The organism is Mycolicibacterium lutetiense (assembly GCF_017876775.1).
GTDB lineage: Bacteria > Actinomycetota > Actinomycetes > Mycobacteriales > Mycobacteriaceae > Mycobacterium > Mycobacterium lutetiense.
On record NZ_JAGIOP010000002.1, the window covers coordinates 4,215,326 to 4,242,033 of the forward strand.

27 protein-coding genes, 1 tRNA gene and 2 pseudogenes are annotated in these 26,708 nt (G+C 65.8%); 13 read left to right on the forward strand and 17 right to left on the reverse strand.

What is annotated here, in order from left to right; translation table 11 throughout:
- The 4 genes and pseudogenes from JOF57_RS29405 to JOF57_RS31375 form a co-directional block, all read left to right on the forward strand.
- Entirely contained in the window at window positions 1–486 is a 486-nt protein-coding gene (locus JOF57_RS29405; RefSeq protein WP_209922953.1) for a mammalian cell entry protein, read from the forward strand.
- Between the two features lie 479 nt (window positions 487–965).
- A complete protein-coding gene (locus tag JOF57_RS29410) occupies window positions 966–1,205 on the forward strand; it encodes a hypothetical protein (RefSeq protein ID WP_209922955.1) in 240 nt (79 codons plus the stop codon).
- On the forward strand, window positions 1,202–2,353 hold the full coding sequence (locus tag JOF57_RS29415) for a cytochrome P450 (protein ID WP_209922957.1): 1,152 nt from the start codon (window positions 1,202–1,204) through the stop codon (window positions 2,351–2,353). Before JOF57_RS29410 ends, JOF57_RS29415 begins: the two co-directional genes overlap by 4 nt.
- A gap of 19 nt (window positions 2,354–2,372) precedes the next feature.
- Window positions 2,373–4,511: pseudogene (locus JOF57_RS31375) on the forward strand (aminotransferase class III-fold pyridoxal phosphate-dependent enzyme); the annotation flags it as partial.
- Here JOF57_RS31375 and JOF57_RS29425 read toward each other — a convergent pair.
- A complete protein-coding gene (locus JOF57_RS29425) occupies window positions 4,416–5,837 on the reverse strand; it encodes a wax ester/triacylglycerol synthase family O-acyltransferase (RefSeq protein ID WP_209922959.1) in 1,422 nt (473 codons plus the stop codon). The pseudogene JOF57_RS31375 and the gene JOF57_RS29425 overlap by 96 nt on opposite strands.
- Window positions 5,838–5,965: 128 nt before the next feature.
- Between JOF57_RS29425 and JOF57_RS29430 the strand changes: the two genes are divergently transcribed.
- A complete protein-coding gene (locus tag JOF57_RS29430; RefSeq protein ID WP_234938282.1) occupies window positions 5,966–6,541 on the forward strand; it encodes a nitroreductase family deazaflavin-dependent oxidoreductase in 576 nt (191 codons plus the stop codon).
- Here JOF57_RS29430 and JOF57_RS29435 read toward each other — a convergent pair.
- The 6 genes from JOF57_RS29435 to JOF57_RS29460 all read right to left on the reverse strand — a co-directional run bounded on the left by JOF57_RS29435 (window position 6,538) and on the right by JOF57_RS29460 (window position 10,956).
- On the reverse strand, window positions 6,538–7,857 hold the full coding sequence (locus JOF57_RS29435; RefSeq protein ID WP_234939090.1) for a cytochrome P450: 1,320 nt from the start codon (window positions 7,855–7,857) through the stop codon (window positions 6,538–6,540). The two genes, JOF57_RS29430 and JOF57_RS29435, sit on opposite strands and share 4 nt — an antisense overlap.
- A 142-nt stretch (window positions 7,858–7,999) precedes the next feature.
- The gene (locus tag JOF57_RS29440; protein ID WP_209922961.1) at window positions 8,000–9,475 is read right to left on the reverse strand and encodes an alpha,alpha-trehalose-phosphate synthase (UDP-forming); all 1,476 of its coding nucleotides are present in this window, start codon (window positions 9,473–9,475) and stop codon (window positions 8,000–8,002) included.
- Entirely contained in the window at window positions 9,476–9,640 is a 165-nt protein-coding gene (locus tag JOF57_RS29445) for a hypothetical protein (protein WP_209922964.1), read from the reverse strand.
- Between the two features lie 45 nt (window positions 9,641–9,685).
- The gene (locus JOF57_RS29450) at window positions 9,686–10,075 is read right to left on the reverse strand and encodes an intersectin-EH binding protein Ibp1 (protein WP_209923827.1); all 390 of its coding nucleotides are present in this window, start codon (window positions 10,073–10,075) and stop codon (window positions 9,686–9,688) included.
- 108 nt (window positions 10,076–10,183) lie between these two features.
- Window positions 10,184–10,468, reverse strand: coding sequence for a hypothetical protein (locus tag JOF57_RS29455; protein ID WP_234939091.1), 285 nt, complete (start codon window positions 10,466–10,468; stop codon window positions 10,184–10,186).
- Between the two features lie 104 nt (window positions 10,469–10,572).
- Window positions 10,573–10,956 (reverse strand): intersectin-EH binding protein Ibp1, encoded by a 384-nt coding sequence (locus tag JOF57_RS29460; protein WP_209923828.1) that lies wholly within the window; start codon window positions 10,954–10,956, stop codon window positions 10,573–10,575.
- A 265-nt stretch (window positions 10,957–11,221) separates the two neighbouring features.
- On the opposite strand from JOF57_RS29460, the gene JOF57_RS29465 reads away from it, so the two are divergent.
- Both JOF57_RS29465 and JOF57_RS29470 read left to right on the forward strand, forming a co-directional pair.
- A complete protein-coding gene (locus JOF57_RS29465) occupies window positions 11,222–12,130 on the forward strand; it encodes an enoyl-CoA hydratase (protein ID WP_209922967.1) in 909 nt (302 codons plus the stop codon).
- An 11-nt stretch (window positions 12,131–12,141) separates the two neighbouring features.
- Window positions 12,142–12,978 (forward strand): SDR family oxidoreductase, encoded by an 837-nt coding sequence (locus tag JOF57_RS29470; RefSeq protein WP_209922969.1) that lies wholly within the window; start codon window positions 12,142–12,144, stop codon window positions 12,976–12,978.
- Between the two features lie 72 nt (window positions 12,979–13,050).
- Here the strand turns inward: JOF57_RS29470 and JOF57_RS29475 are convergent, their stop codons facing one another.
- The 5 genes from JOF57_RS29475 to JOF57_RS29495 form a co-directional block, all read right to left on the reverse strand.
- The gene (locus tag JOF57_RS29475) at window positions 13,051–13,986 is read right to left on the reverse strand and encodes a type IV toxin-antitoxin system AbiEi family antitoxin domain-containing protein (protein ID WP_209922971.1); all 936 of its coding nucleotides are present in this window, start codon (window positions 13,984–13,986) and stop codon (window positions 13,051–13,053) included.
- A 117-nt stretch (window positions 13,987–14,103) separates the two neighbouring features.
- Entirely contained in the window at window positions 14,104–14,571 is a 468-nt protein-coding gene (locus JOF57_RS29480; protein ID WP_209922973.1) for a (2Fe-2S)-binding protein, read from the reverse strand.
- Window positions 14,564–15,451 (reverse strand): FAD binding domain-containing protein, encoded by an 888-nt coding sequence (locus JOF57_RS29485; RefSeq protein WP_209922975.1) that lies wholly within the window; start codon window positions 15,449–15,451, stop codon window positions 14,564–14,566. The genes JOF57_RS29480 and JOF57_RS29485 overlap by 8 nt, the downstream gene beginning before the upstream one ends.
- A complete protein-coding gene (locus JOF57_RS29490; protein ID WP_209922977.1) occupies window positions 15,448–16,158 on the reverse strand; it encodes an SRPBCC family protein in 711 nt (236 codons plus the stop codon). Before JOF57_RS29490 ends, JOF57_RS29485 begins: the two co-directional genes overlap by 4 nt.
- A 2-nt stretch (window positions 16,159–16,160) precedes the next feature.
- On the reverse strand, window positions 16,161–18,530 hold the full coding sequence (locus JOF57_RS29495) for a xanthine dehydrogenase family protein molybdopterin-binding subunit (protein WP_209922979.1): 2,370 nt from the start codon (window positions 18,528–18,530) through the stop codon (window positions 16,161–16,163).
- A 210-nt stretch (window positions 18,531–18,740) separates the two neighbouring features.
- Here JOF57_RS29495 and JOF57_RS29500 point away from each other — a divergent pair, with 210 nt between their 5' ends.
- From JOF57_RS29500 to JOF57_RS29510, 3 genes are all read left to right on the forward strand, one after another.
- The gene (locus JOF57_RS29500; RefSeq protein ID WP_209922980.1) at window positions 18,741–19,403 is read left to right on the forward strand and encodes a M15 family metallopeptidase; all 663 of its coding nucleotides are present in this window, start codon (window positions 18,741–18,743) and stop codon (window positions 19,401–19,403) included.
- 88 nt (window positions 19,404–19,491) lie between these two features.
- The gene (locus tag JOF57_RS29505; RefSeq protein ID WP_273544765.1) at window positions 19,492–20,193 is read left to right on the forward strand and encodes a cutinase family protein; all 702 of its coding nucleotides are present in this window, start codon (window positions 19,492–19,494) and stop codon (window positions 20,191–20,193) included.
- A 91-nt stretch (window positions 20,194–20,284) separates the two neighbouring features.
- Window positions 20,285–21,430: a glycoside hydrolase 5 family protein gene (locus JOF57_RS29510; protein WP_209922982.1), complete on the forward strand. Its 1,146-nt coding sequence runs from the start codon at window positions 20,285–20,287 to the stop codon at window positions 21,428–21,430.
- Window positions 21,431–21,448: 18 nt separating this feature from the next.
- Here the strand turns inward: JOF57_RS29510 and JOF57_RS29515 are convergent, their stop codons facing one another.
- The 3 genes from JOF57_RS29515 to JOF57_RS29525 form a co-directional block, all read right to left on the reverse strand.
- Entirely contained in the window at window positions 21,449–21,853 is a 405-nt protein-coding gene (locus JOF57_RS29515; RefSeq protein WP_209922984.1) for an HNH endonuclease, read from the reverse strand.
- 42 nt (window positions 21,854–21,895) lie between these two features.
- Window positions 21,896–21,970: transfer RNA gene (locus JOF57_RS29520), tRNA-Thr, on the reverse strand.
- A gap of 26 nt (window positions 21,971–21,996) precedes the next feature.
- Window positions 21,997–22,812: a hypothetical protein gene (locus tag JOF57_RS29525; RefSeq protein ID WP_209922986.1), complete on the reverse strand. Its 816-nt coding sequence runs from the start codon at window positions 22,810–22,812 to the stop codon at window positions 21,997–21,999.
- A 96-nt stretch (window positions 22,813–22,908) separates the two neighbouring features.
- Here JOF57_RS29525 and JOF57_RS29530 point away from each other — a divergent pair, with 96 nt between their 5' ends.
- Together JOF57_RS29530 and JOF57_RS29535 are read left to right on the forward strand one after the other, a co-directional pair.
- Entirely contained in the window at window positions 22,909–23,631 is a 723-nt protein-coding gene (locus JOF57_RS29530; protein WP_209922988.1) for a response regulator transcription factor, read from the forward strand.
- Between the two features lie 30 nt (window positions 23,632–23,661).
- On the forward strand, window positions 23,662–25,095 hold the full coding sequence (locus tag JOF57_RS29535) for a sensor histidine kinase (protein WP_209922990.1): 1,434 nt from the start codon (window positions 23,662–23,664) through the stop codon (window positions 25,093–25,095).
- Here the strand turns inward: JOF57_RS29535 and JOF57_RS29540 are convergent.
- Window positions 25,055–25,471: an HIT family protein gene (locus JOF57_RS29540; protein ID WP_209922992.1), complete on the reverse strand. Its 417-nt coding sequence runs from the start codon at window positions 25,469–25,471 to the stop codon at window positions 25,055–25,057. The genes JOF57_RS29535 and JOF57_RS29540 overlap by 41 nt on opposite strands.
- A gap of 145 nt (window positions 25,472–25,616) precedes the next feature.
- On the opposite strand from JOF57_RS29540, the pseudogene JOF57_RS29545 reads away from it, so the two are divergent.
- Window positions 25,617–25,844, forward strand: a pseudogene (locus JOF57_RS29545) (acyl-ACP desaturase); the annotation flags it as partial.
- Window positions 25,845–25,867: 23 nt separating this feature from the next.
- Here JOF57_RS29545 and JOF57_RS29550 read toward each other — a convergent pair.
- Window positions 25,868–26,695 carry an SDR family NAD(P)-dependent oxidoreductase gene (locus tag JOF57_RS29550; protein WP_209923830.1) on the reverse strand — a complete coding sequence of 276 codons (828 nt, stop codon included), beginning with the start codon at window positions 26,693–26,695 and terminating at the stop codon, window positions 25,868–25,870.
- Between the last annotated feature and the right edge of the window lie 13 nt (window positions 26,696–26,708).

Below are 26,708 nucleotides of genomic sequence, written 5' to 3' on the forward strand. Positions count from 1 at the left end.
ATGCGCTCTAAACTCTCTGCCCTGCTGATCTGCCTGCTGGCGGTGGCTTTCGTCGCGTTCGCCGGAATCGGTGGCTCGCTGTTCTGGAACGGTGTGGTGCAACGCGGGCAGGAAGCCACCAGGAGTGCGTTGCCTGGAATGGCAGCCGAGCAGATCCCTAAGGTGTTCGCGTACGACTTTCAGACCGTCGAACGCAGCCTGATGGAGACCTACCCGCTGCTCGCCCCGGACTTCCGGAGTCAGTTCCAGCAGGATGCGGCCGCCAAGGTGATTCCCGAAGCACGCAAGCGTCAACTGGTGGTCCAGATCAGCGTCGTCGGTGTCGGCGTGATGACCGCGCAGCGCGACTCCGGATCAGTGCTGGTGTACATGAACCGCACGGTCACCGACAAATCCCGCCAGCCGCTGTATGACGGCAGCCGGCTGCAGGTCGACTACCGCAAGATCGACGGGGACTGGCTGATCAACGGGATCAACCCGATCTAGGCCTCAACTCTTCGGCAGGTTGAGCGTCGCAGACTGGGACGCCTGGGGCTTTCGACTGCCCGACATTTCTTCTACTGCCCGCTCCTGGACGCAACCTTGCGTCGTCCGGGCCCCTGAAGTTTCCAATGATTCTTCTGCATCCCTTCCCCGCGGCACGGCGTGTCCGAGGTGCCTGCGATGCTGGTGTGCACCGCTGGGCCCGCCTCGAGTACGCGCGCGTACCAAATGGTATATATTTGCGATCTGTAAAGATTGAACCGGTAACCGCAGGTCGATAGCCGACCGAGCGAGTGTTGAGTTGCGTGGCCGCCGTCGGCCCGGCGCGAGGTGCCGCGGTGCCGCGTTGTGGAAATAGGTGAGCTGAACGGCTCTGGAAAGACCGGAGCCGGTCGCTGACGTACCCCACTGCGCCACGATGTGAATCGTAATTCTGCCCACGGCTGGGCCCGGGTCAATGCCGTTCTGCACAAGGAAGGCTTATGGAGAAATCGCATGCCACACCGCGGGTCAAAGGCCTACCGGTGTTGGGAAACACCGTGCCGATGTACTACCAGCTACCCGAGTTCCTGACCCGCTGTTTTACCGAGTACGGCCCGGTGTTCCGGGTCCGCGCGCTCAACAACCGCTACGTGGTGCTGGCCGGCCCGGATGGGCGCTGTTCGTCGGCTCAGCCGAGGGCCGCGAGTGCCTGGAGTCCAAACCGTCCTGGTCGAAGATGATCGCCGAGTACGGCGCCGACAAGTCCGTGGTGAGCGACGACGGCGACCTCCACACCTGGTTTCGCGACACCATGCGGCACGGCTACTCGCGCCACGCGCTCGACGGTCGTTACGACCGATTGGTCGAGATCATCGACGATTGGCTGGCCGATGGCTGGCAGCCAGGCAGCGTCGTGCCCGCCGTGAAGTCGTTGCAGCGGATCGTCATCAGGCAGATCAGCATCGCGGTGGCCGGCCGGGTGTTCTTCGACGACGTGGACCAGTTACGCACGCTGGTGCACTGGTCGACCAATGTCTGCCTGCTCGGGCGGTGGCCCAACTTCATGCTCAAGCTTCCGCAGTACCGCTCGGCGAAGGCGCGGATGCATGCCGTCGCCCACGAACTGCTCACGGTGTTCCGGGCCCGCTCCGATGACGGCCAGATCGATGACTTCGGCCGCCGGCTGCTCGATGACCTTGTCGAGGCCAACCGAACCCATCCGGACAAGATGACCGATTACGAACTGCCGCTGAACCTTTTCGTTCCGTTCATGGCCGGGTTGGACACCGCGTCGAACACCATCTCGACGATCCTGTATCTCCTCACGCAACGGCCCGACCTCCACGCAGCGGTGACGGCAGAGGCTGACCACCTTTTCGGACTCCCCGAACTCAACGAAGAAGTGCTGTTCGAGGCCACCCCGGTCCTCAACGCAGTGATCAAGGAAACCATGCGGATGTATCCGTCGGTTCCCGTTCTGATGCGCCATGCCCGAACCGATTTCGTCTACCAGGGCCACCGGATCCGGGCCGGCGAACGTGTCATGATCGCAACCAGCGTGCCGCACTTCATGCCGTCGTTCTTTCCGGAACCTCACACCTTCGATCCGGGCCGCTACCTGGATGGCCGCAAGGAACACCTGCAGCCCGGCGCGTACTCGCCCTTCGGCCGTGGGCATCACCTGTGCATGGGAAAACGGATCGCCGAGGTGATCATCCCGCTGACTGTTGCCCGGATCGTCAATCAGCGGCAGTTCGCCGTGGCCGGCGACGGTTTCTCGCTCACCGACAACTTCGCGTACGGCGTGGACCTGGCCTTGAACCTCAACCTGGGGGTCGACGGCGTGCGCTGCGACGACCTGGTGAGTTCCGGCCGATCCAACCAATGACAACTGAGGAGTCAAAGTAGTGGACTACCAGCGCTATACAGCGGCCGGCGAAGCCACGATCGCCACGATTCGCGATCTGAACCGGCGCAAACGACCCAACATCCTGTTCGCCGGGTTGGCGATCACCATCGAGTGCGCGCAGGTCGGCTACCTGCTCGACGCACTGCACGGACCGCAGGCCGACCGCGTCACGTACTTCGGGAACTCGCTCGAAGAGGCAGTGTCGGGGGCGATCCGCCTGGTGCGCCAGTCCAGCAAAGTCGATGACTTCCGCTCGCCGGACAGCTGGATCCTGGTGGTGGACCACGACGGACGTCTGCGCGACTACTTTGACCCGCTGGCGGAGGGCGGTGAGCGGGCGCTGGCGCGGCACCTGAGCTTTGTGCCCACCGCCGCCGCCGCGCTGGCGGCACTGACGGACCGTCAGTGGTCGGCGGTGCTGGTCCTGGCCGACGGTGGCGAGGACCTCGACGAACTCCTGGCGGCCGCTGCAGACCGTCGAATCATGCGGATCGTCTGCGACACTCGTCCGTTGCCGCCGGCGGGGGAGTGGCAGCCGGGTCGTACCGGCGCCGACGTGTATGTCTACGGCGAGAACCTGACCGACAACCAGGTGCCGTTCGGCTGCTACGTCATGACGCCCGACGCGTATCGAGTCTGGAACAACCCCGTCGATGCCATGGCGCAGACTTCCACCTTTGCCGCCAGCGCCACCGCGCTGACGTTGGTGGTGAACACCTTGCGCGACAAGGGAAGCGTCACCGCGCATCAGGAACGGGTGCTCACCGCGATCGAGAACGACCGCAAGACCCGCAACGAATACTTCCGGCGCTATGTGAATCCGAGCGCAGCGGACATGATGGAGGCGTTCGGCCTCGACTTCGATTTCGACCGGGCGGACGGCATGGAGATCAGCCTGCGGGATGGCAGATCACTGCTGGACTGTGCCTGCGGCACCGGTGCGAACCTGCGCGGACATAATCTGCCCGATCTCGACGAGGCGCTGGCGGCCCACCAACCGGATACCGACTATGTCGGCGAACTCGCCGAGTTCCTATGCGAACGAAGCGGATTCGACGAGGTGTTCCCCGCGGTGAGTGGCGCCACGAGCGTGGAGAACGCCCTCGTGCTGGCGCGCCTTGCCTTGCCCGACCGGCCCAGAATCGTCACCTTTTCGGGCAACTTCTCGGGTAAGACGATCACCACCCTGAACGTCAGCCGATACGGGCCACAACGCTCGGCCAGCATCCCGGGGGCCTTCGAGCCGTACTACTCGGACGTGGTGTTCGTCGACCCGTTCTCACCCACCGCTGCCCGTGACTTGCGCAGCGCGCTGGACGATCCGCAGGCCGGCTTGTTCTGGGCCGAACTGATTCAGGGCACCACCTGCGAGATCATCCCGCCCGAACTGTTGCGCATCGTTGCCGAGGTCAAGGCCGCCCGGGGCTTCATCGTCGGTGTCGACGAGGTACTCACCGGTGTGTGGCGAAGCGCCGACACCTTTCTGTACCACGAAGGTGTGCTGCCCGGCGTAGTTGACATCGTGACACTGGCGAAGCCGCTGTCGGACATGATCATTCCCGTGGCGGCCACGCTCGCACGTGCCGACGTGGTCGCCGATGCCGAGGTGACGAACACCGCGGCGGTGCAGCGGCTGCGCAGCCGTTACCGCAACAACCTGGGCGCACACATCGCCGTGAACGCCCTGCGGGCGGTCGACAATCCTGCATCGCATGAGCAGCGGCGAACCGAACGGGAGACCCTCCTGCGCGGCCTGCAGGCGCTGACTGCCACGTCTCCGCTGATCCGGTCGGTAGAGGGGGCCGGCGCACACGTACGCATCGACATCGACCGGCGGTACTTCCCGTTCCGCGAGAACACGGTGCTGTCCGAGATGATCGATCAGTCGATCGAGGACCTCATCCTCCGCCGTTGCGGCGTCATCCTCGGCCGGGGGCGATTCTTCCCGCCCATCTTCCCCCCGGCAGGCGCCATGGCGGACGTGGTGGAGCGCCTGCAACGGGGATTCGATGGGTTCACGGTGGCGACTGTCTACGCCAACCTACTTCGCAACATAGCTGCTTTCGCTTCCTTCGGAATCCGCCGCCAGGTCGGCGCGCTTGTCGAGCGCTTCGCGCAACTCGGCAAAGGCGGCGAGGTATCCGTCGGCGATTCCGTCGAGGTCCGGAACGATCTCCGGGCACGCGATCAGGCCGATGTTCAGCTGATCCTCGATGCTCGCGACACCGACAAAGATCGCGCCACCGTCGAACAGTGAGCCGAAGGGATAGAAGTCGATCACCCGCGCACCGGCGAAACGCAGATCACGGTGCCGGCCACCCATGTTCGACACCACGACGTTCTGCATCACGGCGTGACGATCGGCCAGGCGGAGCCGGGAGTACCAGCGCAGGAAGGTGCCCCAGTATCGGGCCGCCAACTCGAACCAATCGTGGAACAGGCTGGGGCCCAGGGCTGCTGCGTGCTCCTTGGCTGCGTTGGTGCTCGCGGCGATCGCCATCGCGCGATCGACCGGGTCAGCCATCCTGGTCTCCAGGCTGGTCAACAGCCCGGTGGTCTGGTTGCGTCCGTGTTGACCGGGCATGTCATGTACCGAGACGGGGACGAAAGCCTGAAGTGATGTGTCGGGCAGTTCGTTTCGGCCCAGCAGGTAGTTGCGCAAGGCGGTCGAGGTGAGCGCCAGAATCACATCGTTGAGGGTGACACCGAGTTCGCGCTTGACCTGCTTCATCTCGGCCATCGGGAAGGTGGCCCAGGCGACGTTGCGGTTCTGGGTCAGGGTGGTGTTGAACGAGGTTCGCGGAGCCGAAAGGGATGGGGGGACGCCTTCGGGCAACGGCGGCGTCTTCTTGGTTACCGTGTCGACGAGCGATTTGCCAAGGAGGCGTGCGAGTTTCACGGGCTTGGCGGCGAACTCCTTGAGGCCGGAGCGGGCGATCGCGGCCGGCTGTGCGGGCCCGGCATTGCGGACGATCGAGTACTCGGTGGCGGCATTCCCACACAACTGGCCCAGCTGCGAATTTCCGCTCACGCCATCGAGACTCGCGTTGTGCCGCTTGAGGATCACAGCGACGTTGCCGTCTTCCAGCCCATCGATGATCGTCATCTCCCACAGCGGCAACGTGGGGTCCAGCGGCTTTCCACAGATCTCACCGATGTGCTGCGCCAGCTGTTCCCGGGTTCCGGGCGACGGCAGAGTCCGGTGGTGCAGGTGGCGGTCCAGGTCGAATGATTCGTCGGCCGCCCACACCGGATGGCCCAGGTTATACCATGGGTCATAAGCCTTTTCGGCATAGATCGGGATGCCGGCCATCCGCTCGGCGAGCCATTTCCGGACGGTGTCGAAGCTGTATCCGCCAGGCATCGGCGAGGGGTCGAGGAGAATGAGGCCAACGCTTTGGTGGTAATGCGTGGGTGTTTCGAGGTAGATGAAGCTGGCATCATGGCCGGTCAGACGTTCCATAGATCGACCCTACCCGGCATGCTGCCGTCGATGGAACACCACCGTACCAACCTGACCGAAAATGAGTGAGGGAAGTGTCGGGCCGCGCCTACGGAAGGTGCTGTCGAGCGCGGCCGTCATGAGTTCGGTTGGGGGATAGCATCTATGGCCCCGACCGGGGTCGTTCACAGAAGAGGGGCACGCACATTTCACATCACAACGAATGGACGGAAGCCGATGGTGCCCGCGCGGGCGCGATCGGCGTCGTTCGCGACCGCGTCCGGGCAATCGGCCACAGCGAGCGCGCCTGGCCGGTCCGCCGGATCACGGTCGCGTCCGATCGGCTGCTCTACCGTCTTACCCGGGGGCGTTGGACCACCACGTCGGTATCACGTATCCCGTCGCTCACCCTGCTCGTCACGCGTAGCAATGGAGACCGGGCTGTGGTGCCCCTGCAGTATGTCTCGATCGACAGCAGTATCTACGTGCTCGGCACGAACTGGGGCCAGCCGAAACACCCGCTGTGGACCGGTTGGCTGCTGCGGAACAGCGACTGTGCGATCAATGTCAACGGTCGCGAGCGCAACTGCGCCGCAGTGCATATCGAGGACGCGGCGCGCGAGGAGATCTGGCAACGGGTCTTGCACATCTCGCCCTACTACGGGCAATGCCAGGACCGCGCGCACCGCGAACTGAGGATCTTTCGGCTCGACCCCCGAGACTAGCGGCGCGTACCGGCGACCTCGACCGAGAACCTCTGCGAGGGGGTGGTCGAGGCCAACCGCTTCTTGAGCTGGTAGCCCGGGTTCATTCGCAGGTCCAGCCGATACAGCAGGCGTGCCAACGAGATCTGCATGAGGGCCTCGGCCAGTCCCTTGCCGATGCACATGTGGGGCCCGCGCCCGAACGGCGAGTAGGCACCTGCGACACGATGTTCGGCGTTGCGGCCGTGGTACCGGTCCACATCGAACGTCGTCGGATCGGTGAAGCAGTCCTCGAGGAAATGAGGCACCGAGGTCGCAACGAAAACCTTCTCACCCGCGCGGATTTGGTGGCCGTTGAACTCGAAATCCTTGACCGCCACCCGCACCATCGTCGCGGCGACCGGATGCAACCGCATCGCCTCCATGATCGCGCCGTTCAAGGTGGGTGTGGTGGCGAACAGCCGGTCATGGGTGACCTCACCAGAGAAAAGCTCATCGACTTCGGATCGGATGCGCTCCAGGACATCTGGATGTTTGAGAATGAGGTACAGCGCATAGGTCGCGGTCGCCGATGTCGTCTCGACGCCGGCGAAGTACGGCAGTACGGCGTTGAAGACCATATTGTTCCGCTTGACCGGATCGGGATTGTCGGCGTGCGAGGACACAATGTCTTCGATGAGGGTCGATTTGGCGGGGCAGCCCTCGGAGCCGGCCGAATTACGCGTGTGATCGATCGCGTGTTTGGCGATCTCTACCACCCGGTTGCGCGCCGTAAGGAAATTGCGTCGGCGCAACAGCGTCTTCGGGATCTGTTGCACCGGGGCGATTTTCAGTACCTGGCTGGCGACGAATCCGACATCGGCCACGTACGCGTCGTTGGGTTGCACGCCCGCGGCGAATACCCCCACCTGCGAGATCGAGAGGGCCTGCATCGACGACAGGACCCGCACGCGTGACCCCGGTGCCCAGTCCTTGGCGAGCGCTTTGTCCACCAGGTCCACCGCTTCGGAATAGCGGCCCATGATGGCATCCCGCGAGTAGCCTCGCTGGAGCATTCCGCGCAACTCCTTGTGCTCCTTGCCATCCACGGTGACCAGCGATTGGCTTGCGTCGAACTGCTCTTCGACGAACCTCCACGAATCGCCGACGCTGAGGCACTCGCGTCCCTCGCGGCTGCTCATGAACGCCGATGCTTCGACGCCGGCGAGCACGGTGTAGGCCTGATACAGCGTGTTCAGCTGCGATACCGGGCCATGCTGCCGGTACTTGTCGACCAGGTAGTGCGTCGGGTCGAACATCATGCCCAGCGTGTCGCCGACCCGTGGGATCACAGTCATCTTGCGCGCCAGACGGATTCGTTTCGGGGTCACGTAGGAAGCCACGCCGACAGCCTACCCAGGCGGTCCGAGCCCCGAAGACACGAATTCCTCACGCGGGCAAGAAAAGCAATGCCGTGGCAGACCGGTTCGTCGGTGCCGCTTACGAGTTGTTCGTGGGGGTGTGATCGGTTGTCTTGGTCGTAGCCAGTGCATCGAGGAAGGCGCGCGCCCAGCGGTCGACGTCGTGCGCCAGCACCTGGCGACGCAGTGCACGCATCCGGCGCTTGCCCTCCTCGGGGCTCTGCTCCAGCGCCGCCTCGATCGCGTCCTTGACGCCCTCGAGATGGTGCGGGTTGGTCAGGTAGGCCGTCCGGAGTTCGGCGGCTGCCCCGGTGAACTCGGACAGCACCAGTGCCCCACCGAGGTCGCTGCGGCAGGCCACGTACTCCTTGGCGACGAGGTTCATCCCGTCGCGTAGCGGGGTGACCAGCATGACGTCGGCCGCCACGAAGAACGCGATCAGCTCATCACGCGGCACTGGGCGGTGTAGGTAGTGCACGACGGGATGCCCGACCTCGCCGTACTCGCCGTTGATATGGCCGACCTGACGCTCGATGTCCTCGCGCATCACCTTGTAGCTTTCGACGCGCTCGCGGCTGGGGGTGGCCAGCTGGACCATGACGGTGTCGTCGCGTTTGACCCGGTGCTCTGCGAGCAGCTCGGAGAACGCGCGCAGCCGCACGTCGATGCCCTTGGTGTAGTCAAGCCGGTCGACGCCGAGCAGGATCTTGCGTGGATTGCCGAGCTCGGCGCGGATCTGGCGGGCGCGCTGGCGGACCGTCCGGTTGCGGGCCTTGGCGTCCAGATCTGCCGAGTCGATGGAGATGGGGAACGCGCCGACCTTGATGGTCCGGAATCCGTAGGAGATCTCGCCGAAGCGTGACCGGACGCCGATCGAGGCGCGTGAGGTGTTGGCGCCGACCAGGCGACGGGCCAGGACCAGGAAGTTCTGGGCACCTCCGGCCAGGTGGAACCCGACCAGGTCGGCGCCCAGCAGGCCCTCGATGATCTCGGTCCGCCACGGCATCTGCATGAACAGTTCGATCGGGGGAAAGGGGATGTGCAGGAAGAAGCCGATGGTGAGGTCGGGGCGGAGCATGCGCAGCATCTTGGGTACGAGTTGCAGCTGATAGTCCTGGATCCAGACCGTGGCCCCAGGCGCGGCGGCCCGGGCGGTGGCTTCGGCGAAACGCCGGTTCACCTCGACGTAGCTGTCCCACCACTTCCGGTGGTACTCGGGCTTGACGATGAGGTCGTGGTAGAGCGGCCACAGGGTGGCGTTCGAGAACCCCTCGTAGTAGTCCGCGACGTCCTGGGCGGACAGCTGCACCGGGAAGAGCTGGACATCGTCCTCGACGATGGGCTCCTCGCCGCCGTCGGGGATGCCGGCCCAGCCGATCCACGCGCCGCGTCGCTTGCGCAGCAGCGGCTCCAACGCCGTGACCAGGCCGCCGGGGCTGCGTTTGAAGGTTGTGCTGCCATCCGGCAACCGCTCCATGTCGATGGGCAGCCGATTGGCCACCACGACGAAGTCGGAGCTACCGGAGGCGGCCCTGGGGCCGCCCTCCGGGCTCATTTACGCCTCGGTTTTCGAGGGCCCAATGCCGAGCATCGAAAGGAACATCCGGCATTCGTCGGCGTCGGTGGCGTAGGTGGCCACGACGCGACGGGCCTGGCGGGCGGTGGTGTCGGCGAGTGGCTCGACGTCGTCCAGGTCGGCACTATCAGTTTTCGCAGGCATGACACAACTGTAGGCGACCGGGAGAAGCCCGGTCGCCGCACGCTGTCAGCCGATGGAACCGTGCACCGTCGGGCTACTGCCGAAAGTCGACTCAGGGGTCACGGCCGGGCCCTGCGATTGAGCTTCCTCGGCCAGGCCGATGCACTCACCGGTGTTGGCGCCGGTGCACGGTATGGATCCGCCTCCGCCCGGCAGGTTCACCGCAGGGAGGTTGGGGTTACCCGGGATGCTGCTGAAGGAGCCGCGGGAGTTCGGCACGGTGTGCGGCACGCATTGTCCGGAGTAGAGGTCTTCTTCTTCGCCTGAGGGGCACGCGATCGCGGGGGCGGTAGACACGGGTACGGAGAACGCGGCGATCGCCGGGGCGGCGGCCGCGGCGATCGCAAATCCGCCGGCAAGGATCAGTCGTCGCATCGAGATCGGGAAGGTCGCCATCGTCACGCTTTCTCTAGTTATTCGCTTGTTGCGTTGCAGCGATTCTATGGAAGCTGAGAAAGTTCTGCATGACTTCTATGAGGTAGCTGGGGGAACCCTCTGGAAGTGCTAGGGGCTGGCGCTGAAAGTTGAGCGCGGAATGGGTCGCGGCCCCTCGGACTGATCTTCCTCGGCCAGGCCGATGCATTCCCCGGCATTGTGGCCGGTGCACGGGATGGCTCCGCCTCCGCCGGGCAGGTCTACCGCCGGCAGGTCCGGGTTGCCCGGGATAGCGCTGAACGGGGACGGTGAATTCGGCACCAGGAACGGGGTGCAGGTGGTTGTGTAGACGTCCTCTTCCTCACCGGAGGTGCAGGTTGCCTGCGCGACCGGGGCGCCGAGCCACAGCAACAGCGCGCAGCCGACGCCGGAAAGTGCGGAGAGTGCCCACGCCGATCTCACGTCAGCAGTCTAGGGCTGCTGACGGTTTACTGTGCGGTGTCTGCGGTCGCGCTGTGTCAGCCGATGGAGCCGTGCACGGTCGGACTGCTACCGATCGTCGACTGTGGAACCGGTTCGGGGCCCTGCGCCTGCTGCTCTTCGGCCAGGCCGATGCACTCGCCCGAGTTCGCGCCGGTGCAGGGGATGGCGCCGCCACCGCCGGGCTCGTTGACGGCGGGCAGGTTGGGATTGCCTGCGATGCTGCTGAAGCTGCCGGGGGAGTTCGGCACGATGTCGGGGACGCAGTTGTTCGTGAACGTGTCCTCGGTTTCCCCGTTGGGGCACGAGGCCAGTGACTGCGAGGGCGTCGACAGCATCGCCAGGGCGGGGGCCGCGACGATGGCTGCGGCGAAGCCTGCTGCGACGGCGAAGCGACGGATGTTGGACGGGGGGACAGCCATGGTCATGCTTTCTCTTCAGGGCCTAACGGGGTTTGCTGATGCCCGGCCGAGTGGTCCGATCACGGTGGCCCGTGACGTCGTCTTTCTTCCTGCATTTTACGCCCTACAAGGCTAAATCGCTGCGAAGAAGATTTCGGTACGGATCGTCAGGCGATAGGCTGTGAGGCTGCTGAATAATAGCTGTGATCCCGGTGTGAGCTGGGTCGCGTGATACACGTAATGTGCAGTCTGTAACTTACTTACCCTGACTAAGAGGTGGTCCGATATGGCCGGTCCCGATGACGAAGCCCGTCAGGTCGAATACGAGACACTCGATGACGGCCGCATCGCGCGGATCTGGCTGAACCGTCCGAATGCGCAGAACGCCCAGTCGCGGACCCTGTTGGTGCAACTCGACGAGGCGTTCGGCCGTGCCGAGGCCGATGACGCGGTCCGGGTGGTGATCCTGGCTGCGAGGGGCAAGAACTTCTCGGCCGGCCATGACCTCGGTTCTGAAGAAGCGTTGGCCGAGCGTGCCCCGGGCCCTGGCCAGCACCCGACCTTCCGCTCCCACGGTGCCACCGCCGCCGGTGTCACCGAGCGGACCTATTTGCAGGAATGGCACTTCTACTTCGAGAACACCCGGCGTTGGCGAGATCTACGCAAGATCACCATTGCCCAGGTGCAGGGCAACGCGATCTCCGCGGCACTGATGCTGATCTGGGCCTGCGACCTGATCGTGGCCGCCGATGACGCGAAGTTCAGCGATGTCGTCGCGGTGCGGATGGGGATGCCAGGCGTCGAGTATTACGCCCACCCGTGGGAATTCGGCGCCCGTAAGGCCAAAGAACTTCTGCTGACCGGTGATTCGATCGATGCCGACGAGGCCTACCGGTTGGGCATGGTGTCCAAGATCTTCGCGCGCGACGAGCTCGAGGACAAGACACTGGAGTTCGCCCGGCGGATCGCCGAGCGGCCGACGATGGCAGCCCTGCTGGTCAAGGATTCCGTCAACGCGGCCAGCGACGCGATGGGCTTCACCGAGGCCCTGCGCCATGCGTTCCACATTCACGAGCTCGGGCACGCGCACTGGGCTGCGACCAACGAGAACCGCTGGCCGGTGGGTATGCCCCCAGATGTTCCCGACTGGCGGACGTTGGGGGCCCCGAAACCGTCCCAACGCGATACACCATAAGGATGAGTCAAATGGAACTGTCGTTGAAAGATCGCACCTACCTGGTCACCGGTGGCGGCAGCGGCATCGGTAAGGGCGCTGCGGCCGCCATCGTCGCCTCCGGCGGCAACGCCCTGCTGATCGGCCGCAACGCCGACAAGCTCAGTGCCGCAGCCGACGAACTGAACGGCGAGGGGCCCGGAACGGCGCGCTACGAGCCCGCCGACGTCACCAACGAGGACGAGGTACGCCACGCGGTCGACGTGGCCACCGAGTGGAACGGACAGCTGCACGGTGTGGTGCACAGTGCCGGTGGGTCGCTGACCATCGGTCCGATCACGCAGATCGACTCCGAACTGTGGCGGCAGACCGTCGACCTGAACGTCAACGGCACCATGTACCTGATCAAGCACGCGGGTCGCGAGATGGTCCGTGGTGGTGGCGGCTCGTTCGTCGGCATCTCATCGATCGCCTCGACCAACACCCACCGCTGGTTCGGAGCGTACGGCGTGAGCAAGGCGGCGTTCGACCATCTGCTCAAGCTGGCCGCCGACGAGCTCGGGCCGTCCTCGGTGCGGTTCAACAGCATCCGGCCCGGATTGACCCGGACCGAGATGGTCGGCCCGGTCTTCGAACTCCCGGCCGCCCGCGACGACTACGAAGCCTGCACACCGATGCCGCGGTTCGGTGAGGTCGAGGACATCGCCAACCTGGCGGTATTCCTGCTCAGCGACGCGGCGGGCTGGATCACCGGTCAGTCCATCGGTGTCGACGGTGGGCACAGCCTGCGCCGTGGCCCCGATATTTCCGGGATGCTGGAACCGCTCTACGGCGCCGACGGCCTGCGCGGCGTCGTCAACTCCGAGTAAGTGTCGAAGGCTCTGTGCTGAAGATTGCGGTCACCACCTGACCGCAATCTTCAGCGTGGGTAGTTATCCGATTCAGGCCGCGAGGTCGAGGCGGCTGAACTCGCATCCTTGCCCGCAGAGGTGGCCACTCACGGCGATCCCGTGCCGCTGCATCACCTGAGCAAGTTTCGCCGCGGTTCGGCATGGTCGGTCGAACACCTGTCGGTAGGAGAGCCGGATGGTCGAGCGGCCATCGACCGCGGCATCGAGATCCCGCTCCAAATCCATGTTCCGTGCAGTCGCCGAGTCATGAAACAAGCGGCCGTCGAGTTCGACCACGAGCCGTCGACCGTATTCGGTATCGCGGTAGCACACGCCTACCGACAAGGCCGAACGTTCCTGTCGAGTGGCCCGGGGCAGCCCATGCGCTCGCTCGACGCGATTGAGGTACCCGTGCTCTAGGACCGAGCAGGTGCCCTCGCCAATGTCGACCAAGATCGCTCGCATCCAACGGCGACGGCGCACTCGTTGGCGAGCATCGAGGACTTGCAGCAGACGTCGCGCTGTGGTGCGCCGGGACTGGCAGGCGTTGGCCAGCACCGCAATCGCATCGAACTCCGAGGTGGCCCGGCAGGCAACATCAAGTACAGCCTCCTCGTAGCGCAGCCGTGGCGGCCCGAGGTTCCACAGCACCCGCTCCTGCAGGCGGGCAAGGTGGTGGATGCGCACTCCGTCCGGCTCGACCAGTACACCCCGGTCGCGGGCGACGGCCAGATGGATCACCGCTCCCTCATCCGCCAACGCCGATTCCAGGCACAATGCCGCCGGAGCCGCATAGAGCACTGCGGCCCATGCCCGCTGCAGCCAGGTCAACGGCCCGGTGTGATTGACATATACGCCGTCGTGGACTCGCGCCCACTCATTGCGTCTGAAGAATCGCCGGATGTCGTGGTGCTGCAGCCCCGCATCGAGGGCCTGCCGACGCGAAATGACCCCCGACTGTTGGCGAAGCATTTCGTCGACGTCCACGCATCGATGCTCGCCGACCAGCCTCTCCGCGGCCAGACCCGTTCCACGACCTGTGGATAACTCCCTACGCTGAAGATTGCGGCCACCACCTGACCGCAATCTTCAGCGTTGACGGTTCTAGGCTTCGCAGACCCGGTGCACCGCATTGACGATGCCCTGGTAGCCGGTGCACCGGCAGAAGTTGCCCGAAAGTCCCTCGCGGATCTCGTCGTCGGTGGGGTTCGGGTTGTCGCGCAGCAACGCGGTGATCGAGGTGACGAATCCCGGGGTGCAGAAGCCGCACTGCAGGCCGTGGCATTCCTTGAGCGCGGCCTGCACCGGAGACAGTTGACCGTCCGGATCGGCAATGCCCTCGACTGTGGTCACTTCCTGGCCGTCCACCTGAACCGCGAATACCAGGCACGACCGGACCGCCTGACCGTCCAGCAGGACCGTGCAGGCACCGCAGGCACCGTGCTCGCAGCCGAGGTGGGTACCGGTGAGGCCGCAGTTGTCCCGCAGGAAATCGGCGAGCGTCACCCGAGGTTCGACCACATCCTGGTAACCACGACCGTTGACCGAAAGCTCAACCGGCAGTTCATGCATTGAGGGCCTCCTCGGTGACGTGCGTGATTGCCTGGGTCCAGGCCCGGGACACCATGGCGGCGCCGACTCGGGCCCGGTAGGAAGCCGAACCTTGCAGGTCGGTTGGAATGTCGGTGAGTTCGGACATGGCCAGCCGGCCGATCTCCTCGGCGGTGATGCCGCCGATCGGGGTGCCGAGCACCACCGATTCGGCCGGGGCGGCCCGCAGCGGTGTGGACCCGAGCCCGAGCAGGCCGATGCCGCAGCGGGTGATCCGGTCATCTTCGTCGAGCTCGAATCCGACGACGGCGCCGGCGATCGCGAAATCACCGTGGCGCCGAGCGAATTCGGCGATCCCGAAGCCGCTGCGTCCCGCTGCCACCGGGAAGCGCACGGAGGTCAGGATCTCGTCGGGTGCCAGCGAGGTTTCCCACAGGCCGGTGAAGAACTCCGTGGCCGGGATCTGGCGGGTGCCGCGCGACGAGGTGGCCTCGATCGTGGCGTCGAGCGCCAGCGCAACCGCCGCGTACTCGGCGGCCGGATCGGCATGCGCGATCGCACCGCCCAGCGTGCCGCGGCTGCGGATCTGAAAGTGGCCGATGTGCGGGGTGGCCAGGGTCAGCAGTGGGACCGAATCGGCGATCTCATCGTCGAGGCCAACCATGGCGTGCGGGGTGGCCGCGCCGATACGAACCTCGTTGCCCTGCAGGGTGATGTCGTTGAGTTCGGGCAGCCGTGAGATGTCGATCAGGTTCTCGAAGTGCGTCAGGCGCATGGCCAGCATCGGCACCAGGCTCTGACCGCCGGCCAGGATCTTGGCGTCCTCGCCGAACTCGCCGAGCATGGCCACCGCCTCGGTGACCGTGGCGGGCCGGTGATAGGCGAACGGCGCGGGCTTCATGACACCAACCGGAGCAGCGCGGCGTGCAGGTCCTCGGTGGTCAGCCCGTTGCTCTTACGCTTGCTGCGCCCGCCCCGGCCGAGGAGGAATCCGAGCACGCCTGCGGCGGCGACGGCTCCGATGGCCGGCGCAAAGCGTTTGGCCATCGGCACGGCCATCACCTTGGCCAGGGCCAGCGCATTGATCGGAGCGGCCTCTTGGGCCTGGGGTGCCGACCCGGACGTTGCTCCGGCGGAGCCGGTTTCGGTGGCAGTCCCCGAGGATGTACCGAGCAACTCGGCCTCCAGGCTCTTGGCGAACTGGTCGATCAGACTGCCGGAGACGTCGGCCAGCACGCCGCGGCCGAACTGCGCGGCCTTGCCCGAGATGGCCAGGTCGGTGGTGACCACCACCAGCGTGGCATCACCCTCGTCTTTCAGCTGGGCGGTCACGATGGCCGAGGCCGTGCCGTTGCCGCGGGTCTCCTTGCCGTTGGCCTTGAGCACCACCCGCTGCGCTGTGGCGTCCTTTTCCTGAAACGTCGCATCGCCCTTGTAGGACACCGTGATCGGGCCGACCTTCACCTTGACCGCGCCGGTGAAATCGTCGCCGTCCACGCTCAGCAAGGTGGCGCCGGGCAGGCAGGGCGCGACGCGCTCGACGTCGGTGAGCACCTCCCACGTTTTCGCCGCAGGTACCGCGACCCGGAATTCGTTGTTGAGCTCCACGATTAGTGGTCCCTTCCTTGTGGTTCCTGCGAGCCGTGTTCCTGCGCCTGCTCGATGGCTTCGACGATGGCTGCCGGGGTGGCGGGCAACGTGGTCAGGGTTACCCCGAGCGGGGCCAGGGCGTCGTTGACGGCGTTGATCACCGCGGGCGTCGAGCCGATGGCGCCGCCCTCGCCGGCACCCTTGTAGCCGCCGACGCCGGGTCCCGGGATCTCGACGTGGCCGTACTCGATCGTCGGGACCTCGGTGGCGGTGGGGAGCAGGTAGTCGACAAATGTTGAGGACAAAGGGTTTCCGGCGTCGTCGTAGGACAGCTTCTCCAGCAGTGCCCCGCCGATACCTTGGACGGTGCCGCCGGCGATCTGGCCCTCCACCACGTTGGGGTTGATCATCGGGCCGACATCCTCGCTGACGATGTAGCGATTGAGGGTGACGTGCCCGGTGACGACATCGACCTCGCAGGTGCAGGCGTGGGTCGCGTTCGCCCAGTGGATCGGTGCGGTCGGCGGCGCGGTGTAGCGCGCGGTGGCCTCGAGGTTCGCCGACATGCCCGGCGGCAGCATCTGCGGCTCGTAGTGGGCGCGGAAGGCTAGATCGGCGAAGCTGACGCTCTTTTCGGGATCGTTGCGGGCAACCGCCTTCGACCCGACGAGCTCGATCTCGGACTCCTCGACCTCCAGCCGTGCGGCCGCCATCGCGACCAGTTGGTTGCGCAGGATGGTGCCGGCCTCGTTGACCGCGCCCGCGGTCATCGGGGCGCTGCGGCTGCCCTGGGTGCCCGCGCCGTAGGGGGTTACCGCGGTATCGCCCTGGATGGTGGCGACATCGTGGATATCGGCGCCCAGCGCGTCGGCGGTGAGCTGGATGACGGTGGTTTCCAAGCTGTTTCCGGTAGACCCGCCGTTGACGTAGACGTTGATCTTTCCGGTCGGCTCCATCCGGATCGTGCAGCCCTCGCTGGCCAGGTGGCCGGTGGCCGCGCCGGTCGGCTCGATGTAGGCCGAGAAACCCAGCCCGAGGTAGCGGCCCTGGGCCAGCGCCTCGGCCTGCTCCTTGCGGAAGCCCTCGTGGTCGAGGATCTTCACCGCCTGTTCGAACGTCTCGATCGGGGCGACGTGGTCATAGGGCATGCCGTTGGGGTTGAAGTACGGCATCTCGTCGCGGCGGAGCAGGTTCTTGCGCCGCAGGTCCACCGGGTCCATGCCCATCTTGCGCGCGGCGATGTCGAGAAGTATTTCGCGGGTAAGGGTTTCGTACTGCCACGGCCCGCGGTAGGCGTGCAGGCCCGCGGTGTTGGAGAACACCGTCTTGTAGCTGAAGCTGGCCTTGGGCACCCGGTACGGACCGGGGAAGAACATGCCGATCGCTGCGGTGGTCAACACGGGATACGGGGTCGGATATGAGCCGACGTCCTGGACGAAGTCGATGTCGGCGGCCAGGATGGTGCCGTCGTCGTCGAAAGCCATGCGCACGTCGCCGTCGACGTGGCGGGACTGACCGGCCGACATCAGGTTCTCGCGGCGGTCCTCGATCCACTTCAGTGCGGTCGGTACTCTGCGCGCGGCCAGCATGATGCACATGTCCTCGCGCATCGGGACGACCTTCTGCCCGAATCCGCCGCCGGTGTCGCGCATGATGACCCGCACGTGCTGGGCCGGGATGCCGAGCAGGCGAGCCGCGAAAGCCCGCAGTTCGTGTGGGGTCTGGGTGGATGCCCAGATGGTCAGTTCCCCTGAGGTGGCAGACCATTCGGTGACCATGCCGCGACACTCGATCGGCACCGGCACGTGCATCTGTTGATAGATGTGCTCTTTCACCATGTGCGCCGCGGAACCGAATACCTCTTCGTCGGGCGGCATGCCTGCCAAGCCGCCGGCATTGTTGTCCGGGAAGGCTTCGTGGACGGACACCTCGGAGGTCAGGGCCTCGCGGAAGTCGGCGATCGCGGGCAGCGGTTCGTAGTCGACGTCGACCAGATCCACGGCGTCCTCGGCGACGTAGCGGCTCTCGGCGATGACCAGGGCCACCGGATCGCCGACGAACTTCACCTCGCCTTCGGCCAGCGGTGGCCGTGGAGTGTCCGGGATGTCCTTGCCCGCAACGGCGTGCCAGGCCTCTTTGACCTCGGGGTTGAGATCGGCGGCGGTCAGCACGGCATGCACGCCGGGCAGCGCCAGGGCCGCGGCGGCGTCGACGGCGGTGAACCTCGCATGCGCGTATGGGCTGCGGACGAAGCAGGCATGCAGCATGCCGGGCCGCGTGATGTCGTCGACGAACGTGCCGCGTCCGGTGAGCAGGCGGGTGTCCTCGACCCGCTCGACCCGTCGGCCGGAATAGCGGGTCGCGACGGTCTCCGGTACGGCTGACGCCATAGGATTGCTCCAATCCGTCGGTACTTCTGCGCGTAAGTAGATGGCCGTCGGGGTTCCGACGCCAGTTCAAGAGTGTGATTATCGTACATTGGAAAGCGAAATGCCTGAAGAAGAGAGTGGCATTTCCGTTCGAATCGGGCCCACGGCGGTGGATCGACGATGTCACCCTGCGTGGAGACATTCCGGTGGAATCGACGGTAGGACGAAATGATGCTTCAACAGGCAGTTAAGGCTCTGTGGTGCAGGTCGGTCCGGCGACGTGCCCTCGCCGCCCTGGTTCTGCTGCCCCTCGTGGTGGATCCGGCCGTGGCGTCAGCCCGGCCGGCGGCCGAGGCCGGACTGGTCGACGTGCGTTCGGTGGTACCCGATGCGGTGATCGCCCTGCAGTACGCGACCACCGACAACTTCGTCGGTCAGCAGCTCTATCCGGCAGGCGCCCCCTGCCTGGTGCACCAGTCGATGGCCCCCGGACTGGCGGCTGCCGCGGCCGCCCTGCGGCCCGACCGGCTGGTCTTCTGGGACTGTTATCGGCCACATGAGGTGCAGGTCAGAATGTTCGAGGTCGTGCCGAATCCCAATTGGGTGGCCCGGCCGAGCGCCTACGCCCGCAGTCACGAGGCGGGCCGCTCGGTCGATGTGACGATCGCCAGCGGGGGATCGCTCGCCGACATGGGCACCGGATTCGACGATTTCACGCCGCGCAGCCTGGCGTACGCCACCGACGGGGTGAGCCCGGCGGCCCAGGCCAATCGGGCCCGGTTGAGGAAGGCCATGGGAGCCGGCGGGCTGACCGTGTACTCGGGGGAGTGGTGGCATTTCGACGGGCCGGGTGCAGCCGACCCGCGGCCCTACCTGGACGTACCGCTGGGGTAGGTCTCGGCCCCTGTTCTCCAGGTTTGGAATGTGCCAGCATGGGGAACCGTAACGTTCGTCACGATCCCCGGCAGGCGTGGAGCCGAAAATGAACGTCCTCAAATTGATGCAGGGTGCGGTGCTGATCGCCGCCTGCGCCGTCCCCATCGCACCGATGCCCGCCGCGTCGGCGCAGCCATGTCCGGACATCGAGGTGGTGTTCGCCCGCGGCACCTACGAGCCGCCGGGCGTCGGCGGCCCGGGGCAGACGTTCGTCGACGCGCTGCGTACGCGCGCCGGGCAACGCTCGGTCGAGGTGTATCCGGTGAACTACGCGGCCAGCGGGAACTTCGGTGACCGGATCGAGTTCGCCAGGACGGTCGTCAACGGCATCCGCGACGCGGCGGGCCACGTCGAGGCGACGGCCAGGGACTGTCCCAACACCAAGGTGGTGCTGGGCGGATACTCCCAGGGTGCCGTGGTAGCCGCGTACACCACTGCGGCCACCATTCCCGACGGCATCCCGCCTGAATACAAGCAGGACATCCCTCAACCGATGCCTCCCGCGATGTCCGACCATGTGGCCTCGGTGGTGCTGCTGGGCACGCCGTCCGACGAGTTCATGCGCGATATCGGCGCGCCGGCGATGGTGATCGGCCCGCGGTACAAGGACAAGACCATCGAGTTGTGCGAGCCGGGTGACACCATCTGCGATGGCACACCGGCCGGGGTCCCCAACTTCGCGCACAGCGCCTACCTGCTCAACGGGATGCCGGGGCAGGCGGCGGATTTCACGATGAGCCGGCTCTGAGGGCGCCGAGTTGATAACGATCTGAAACCTCAATGGTTGCAATGTGATACGTGAGTCCGGGGCATTTGCTGGGCGACACTATGTTCACTAGGTGCACCGTCGAACCGCCCTCAAGATCCCGCTGGTACTGGCAGCAGCAGCGGCTCTCCCCCAGGTGCTGGCCCCTCTCTCGGTAATCCCGCGCGCCACCGCCGCACCAGGCCAGTGGCCCGTCGAGCGGGCCAACGCGTGGTATCAGGCGCAAGGCTGGTTGGTCGGCACCAATTTCATCACCTCGAATGCGATCAATCAGATCGAGATGTTTGCACCGGGCACATATGACGCGCGGCGCATCGACAGTGAACTGGGAGCGTGCCGGCTACTCGGGTTCAACACGGTGCGGGTGTTCCTGCACGATCTGCTGTGGGCGCAGGACCGCGCCGGATTCCAAAGCAGGCTGGCCCAATTCGTCGGGATCGCGGCGCGCCAAGGCATCAAGCCGTTGTTCGTGTTCTTCGACTCCTGTTGGGATCCACACCCCCAGGTCGGTGCGCAGCGGGCACCGACGCCGGGAGTGCACAACTCGGGCTGGGTGCAGAGCCCCGGGGCGCAGCGCATCGACGACGCCCGCTACCGCCCCGTGCTGCGCGACTATGTGGTCGGGGTGATGAGCCAGTTCCGCAACGACAACCGGGTCCTGGGCTGGGACCTGTGGAACGAGCCGGACAACCCGGCCAAGCAGTACCGCAAGACCGAACGCAAGGACAAGATCGACGCCGTCGGAGCGCTGCTTCCCCAGGTGTTCGGTTGGGCGCGCTCGGTCGATGCCGTGCAGCCGTTGACAAGTGGTGTGTGGCAGGGCAGCTGGGACCGCGGCAGCCGCAGCGAGATGGACAACTTCCAACTCGACAACTCCGATGTCATCTCCTTCCACTCCTACGCCGGCCCCGACGAGTTCGAGGCCCGCATCGCCGAACTCGCCCCGTTCGGCCGGCCGATTCTGTGCACCGAATACCTGGCCCGGGATCAGGGCAGCACCGTCGAAGGTGTGCTGCCAGTTGCTAAGCGGCACAACGTCGGCGCGTACAGCTGGGGGTTGGTAGCGGGTAAGACGCAGACCTATTTCCCGTGGGACTCCTGGGACAAGCCCTACACCAAGGTGCCGAAAGTGTGGTTCAGCGATCTGCTGCAACCGGACGGACGGCCCTACCGCGAAGGCGAATATCAGACGCTTCGGAAGCTGACCACCCGGGTCTGACCGTGAGGGCGCCCGACGTTAGAACGACTGTCCGTTGGCGTAGCGCTGTCGACGGAAATGGCGGCCATTGCCACGGTTGCGGCTCTTGTACGTCGGCAGCTGTGAGTCGCAGTTCGGACAGACCAGTCGCAGATTTTCCCGTCGGTTGTTCGTCGGGTTCCCGTCGATGTGGTCCATGACGAACGTCAGCGGGAGGTCCTGCCAGACACTGGTCGCGCCGCAGACAGAGCAACAGCCCGACTGGGCTTCGGTGAGGTAAAGCCGGATGTAGTGGCTGTGAAGAGAAGTGATGGACGCCTGCCCGGATTCCAACCAACGTTTTGTGCTGGCCTTCCGACGGGCTGATCCCTGACATGCGTTACTGCAGTAGATCTTCTGACTGCGCTTCTCTAAAGGCGAACCGCAGCTGCAACAGAGCCTCATATCGGGAAGTTACTGCCAGGCACTGACAACAACCGGTGCGCGTGGAGCCTCCTATCGGGATTGAACCGATGACATTCCGCTTACAAGGCGAACGCTCTACCACTGAGCTAAGGAGGCGGGTGGAACGCGCCTAGCTTAACGGGTCAGCCGTCGGCGTCGATAATTCGCTGTGAGGCCACGGGCCGCGGGGAGTTCCGTCGCGACGATCGGCGGGGCAGCGGGATGCGGTCGGCGATGTTGCTGAGCGGGTTGACCACCTGGCTCAGCGTGATGACCGCGTCGTGCAGGGCGTCGATGGTGGGAGCGAGTGCTTCGAGTCCAGGCGCCAGCCGGTTGAGGGTGTCGGCCACATCGGCGAGCTTGAGCAGGGGGCCGTCGGGATCGGTCAGGGTATCGAGCAGGCCGCCCTCGGCCAGCAGGCGATCGGCCACCCCGTCCTCACGCAGTACCCGCTCGAACAGGCCGTCATTGGCCAACAGTTGATCGGCCAGTCCGCCGGGCGCGATCACCCGGGACACCGCGCCATCGGCGGTGGTCAACCGGTCCAGCAGGCCACCCTCCATGGTGACCTGATCCACCAGGCCGCCGGGGGCGACAGCCCGGGCCACGGCGCCGTTGTCTGCGGTCAACCGGTCCATCAGGCCACCCTCGGCAGTCAGCTGGTCGACGATCCCGTCCGGTCGCAGCAAACGGTTGATCGGGCCGTCGGGCGCCAACGCGCGACCGAGCGGCGCGTCATCGTCCAACAGTCGCGCCAGCCGGTTGGCCCGCTCCACCGCGTCGTCGAGCCCGAGCAGCCCCGCCATCGATGACCTGCCGGTCAGTGAGGTGGAGTCGGTAATGCCGCGCTGCACCGCGTTGAGCGCCTCACCCGCGATGCCGAGGCCGGCGTCGGCAACTGCCAGCCCGATTCGCACGGGCGCAGTAGCAACCTGGACCAGCATCTTGCCGAGGTTCATGGGCGTCAGTGTAGTTACCCGTGTCACAGTTAAACTCACAGGAAGTGCACAGTGTGCATGCAGGTTGAGTTCAACAGGTACCACCAACATCAGGGAATGGCCATGCCTGCTTCATTACCTGAGAGTGTCCCGGAGGCCCGGATCCTCGTCGTCGACGACGAGGCCAACATCGTGGAGCTGCTGTCCGTCAGCCTGAAGTTCCAGGGTTTCGAGGTCTACACCGCGTCCAACGGCGCCGCCGCCCTGGACAAGGCCAGGGAAGTCCGGCCTGACGCCGTGATTCTGGACGTGATGATGCCCGGCATGGACGGCTTCGGACTGCTACGCCGGCTGCGCGCCGACGGCGTCGACGCGCCCGCGCTGTTCCTCACCGCGCGCGACAGCCTGCAGGACAAGATTGCCGGCCTGACGCTGGGTGGCGATGACTACGTCACCAAGCCGTTCAGCCTCGAAGAGGTGGTGGCCAGGCTGCGGGTGATCCTGCGCCGGTCCGGCCGGGGCGTCGAGGAACCTCGCAGTGCCAAGCTGTCCTTCGCCGACATCGAACTCGACGAGGACACGCACGAGGTGTGGAAGGCCGGCGAAGCCGTTGCGCTGTCGCCCACCGAGTTCACCCTGCTGCGTTACTTCATCATCAATGCGGGCACGGTGCTGAGCAAGCCCAAGATCCTCGACCACGTGTGGCGTTACGACTTCGGCGGTGACGTCAACGTTGTCGAGTCCTACGTGTCCTACCTGCGCCGCAAGATCGATACGGGGGACAAGCGTCTGCTGCACACCCTGCGCGGTGTCGGTTACGTTTTGCGCGAGCCGCGCTGATGCGCCGTCCGGCGGCGGCATAATTCTGGGGTGTTTGACCGGGTAGAGCGGCACGGTGTGCCGCTGCGTGTCGGCTTGGTCGCGGTCTCGCTGGTTCTCGTGGCCTGCGGCCTGCTCGCGTCCGGCGTCGCGGTGACCTCGATCATGCGGCACACCGAGGTCAGCCGCATCGATCAGACGTTGCTCGATGCCGCGGGCAGCTGGGCCCAGGCGCCGCGGCAACTGCCATCGACCCCACTGGAGGGGCCGAACCCGGCCCGCCCGCCGTCGAACTTCTATGTCCGCGGCGTCGACGAGGACGGTAGGACCTGGATCGCGGTCAACGACCGCGAGGCCGAACCTGAGCTGCCCGATGACAACAACGTCGGTCCGGTGCCGGTGACCGTCGAGTCCGTCGGGTCCTCGGACGTGCAGTGGCGGGCCATGACCGTAGAGGGTCCGCACGGTGAGCTCACCACCGTCGCGATCGACCTGTCCGACGTCCAGTCGTCGGTACGTGCGTTGATCTGGTCGCAGGTGGGGATCGGCACCGTCGTGCTGGTGGTTCTCGGCGTCGTCGGCTACGCCGTCGTGCACCGCAGCCTGCGTCCGCTCGTCGAGGTGGAACAAACGGCGGCAGCGATTGCGGCCGGACAATTGGATCGCCGTGTCCCCGAACGTGATCCGCGGACCGAGGTGGGACGGCTCTCCTTGGCGCTCAACGGCATGCTCGCGCAGATCCAGCAGGCCGTGGCGTCGTCCGACGCCTCGGCCGAGCAGGCGCGCACCTCCGAGGAGCGGATGCGCCGCTTCATCACCGACGCCAGCCACGAATTGCGGACCCCGCTGACGACGATTCGCGGATTCGCCGAGTTGTACCGTCAGGGCGCCGCGCGCGACGTCGAGATGATCATGGGCCGGATCGAGAGCGAATCCCGGCGGATGGGCCTGCTGGTCGAGGACCTGCTGCTACTGGCCCGGCTCGATGCGCAGCGGCCGCTCGATCAGCACCGGGTCGACCTGTTGACCCTGGCCACCGATGCCGTGCACGACACGCAGTCGATCGCCCCGACCCGCCGCGTGCGGATGGAGGTGTTCGACGGCCCGGGAACCCCGGAGGTGCTGGGCGACGAAGCCCGGCTGCGTCAGGTACTGAGCAACCTGGTCGCCAACGCGGTGCAGCACACGCCGGAAACTGCCGCGATAACGGTGCGGGTCGGCACCGACGGCGCCAACGCGGTGATCGAGGTGTGCGACGAAGGCCCCGGGATGCGCCAGGACGACGCACGACGGGTGTTCGAACGCTTCTACCGGGCCGATACCTCACGCACCCGGGCGAGCGGCGGTACCGGACTGGGCCTGTCGATCGTGCATTCCCTGGTGTTGGCACACGGCGGCACGGTCACGGTCACCACCGCGCCGGGTCAGGGCTGTCGGTTCACCGTCAGCCTGCCGAGGATCGCAGACCTGCCAGCGCGGCTTTGATCTTGGCCTGAGCCTCGTCGAGCGATTCGGCCGACGGATTGTTGTCGACGTGGGCGAAACCGAAGTCGGTCAGGTTGTAGGCCGGGAACACGTGCACATGCAGGTGCGGCACCTCAAGGCCGGCGATGATCACCCCGGCGCGCTGCGCGCCGAACGCCTGGCAAACGGCCTTGCCGATCAGCTGCGACACCTCCATCACCCGGCCGAACACGGCCGGTTCGACGTCCTGCCAGTTGTCGATCTCGGCGCGGGGCACCACCAGCGTGTGGCCCTGCGTCATGGGGGCGATGGTCAGGAACGCGACGATGTCATCGTCCTGGTAGACGAACCGCCCGGGCAGTTCTCCGTTGATGATCTTCGTGAAGACGGACGCCATGGTCGCAAGCATAGTGAGCGCCCGAGTTGAGTCGGCGGGGCGTTTGGCGCTGTCCGTGGAATCGCCGTTCCGGCCGATCGTGCTCTATCTTTGCTGAGCGGGTGGGGAGGCTTAGCTGGTCCGATGTGGCCGCACATAGATTTTGAGGGGCTCCGGCAAGGTCTGTGACGATCCGATCGCCGACCGGCTGCTGCAGCGCATCGCCGCCGACGAGAACCTGCACATGATCTTCTACCGGAACATGTGCGAGGCCGCCCTGGACCTTTCGCCCGACCAGGCTTTGGATGCCGTCGGCGCCGTCGTCGAGAACTTCCGGATGCCGGGACAGGGGATGCCCGACTTCCGCCGCAACGGTGTGCTGATGGCCAAGCACGACCGCGGCTGTGCTGGCGCGGGCTACGTCCCCGAGATGGACGTGTGCAGTTCCTCGACGGTCCACGGCGGCGCACTGTGGTGGTCGCGGTATCCGATGAAACCCGGTGTGGGCCGGGCGAATTCGCCGATGAATCCGCCTGCGGCGATGAAGATGCGGCCGGTCACGTCCCGTGCTGCGTCGCTGGCCAGATAGGCGTAGGTCGGGGCGACGTATTCCGGCGGTGCTGCGTCCAGCGCGCCCTGCATGCTGACGTCGTCGAGCAGGCCGCGCCGGTTGAGATCGGCGATCTGTTGCTCGTAGTCCGAGCCGGTGGACAGCCGGGTGCGGGCGCCCGGGCACACCACGTTGGCCCGCACTCCGTGCTCGGAGAGTTCGGCGGCAATCGCCAGGGTCAGCGCGTTGACCGCGCCTTTGCCTGCCGGATAGCCGCTGCCGCCGTAATCTCCCAGGAACGCAAAGGAACTGGTGTTGACGATCGCGCCGCTTCCTTGAGCCACCATTTTCGGCGCCGCCGCGCGGCAGGTTTCGAACACCGTGCCCAGGTGTGCATCGAGCAGGTTGCGGAACTCGGTACTGGTCACATTCAAGATCGAGGACCCGGCCGGTTCTGCGGTGCCGGCACAGTTGACCAGGATGTCGACCCGACCGAACTCGACCGCGCAGGTGTCGACGAGCGCGTCGGCCACTTCGGGATCGGCAGGGGAACCGGCATGGGCGATACCGGAAATGGATTCGGCCGCGGCTGTAGCGGCCCCCAGGTCGCGGCCGTTGACCACGACGCCCGCACCTTGGGCGGCCAGCAGTTCGGCGACCGCCAGCCCGATCCCGCGGGTGCCGCCGACCACGATCGCACCGCGGCCG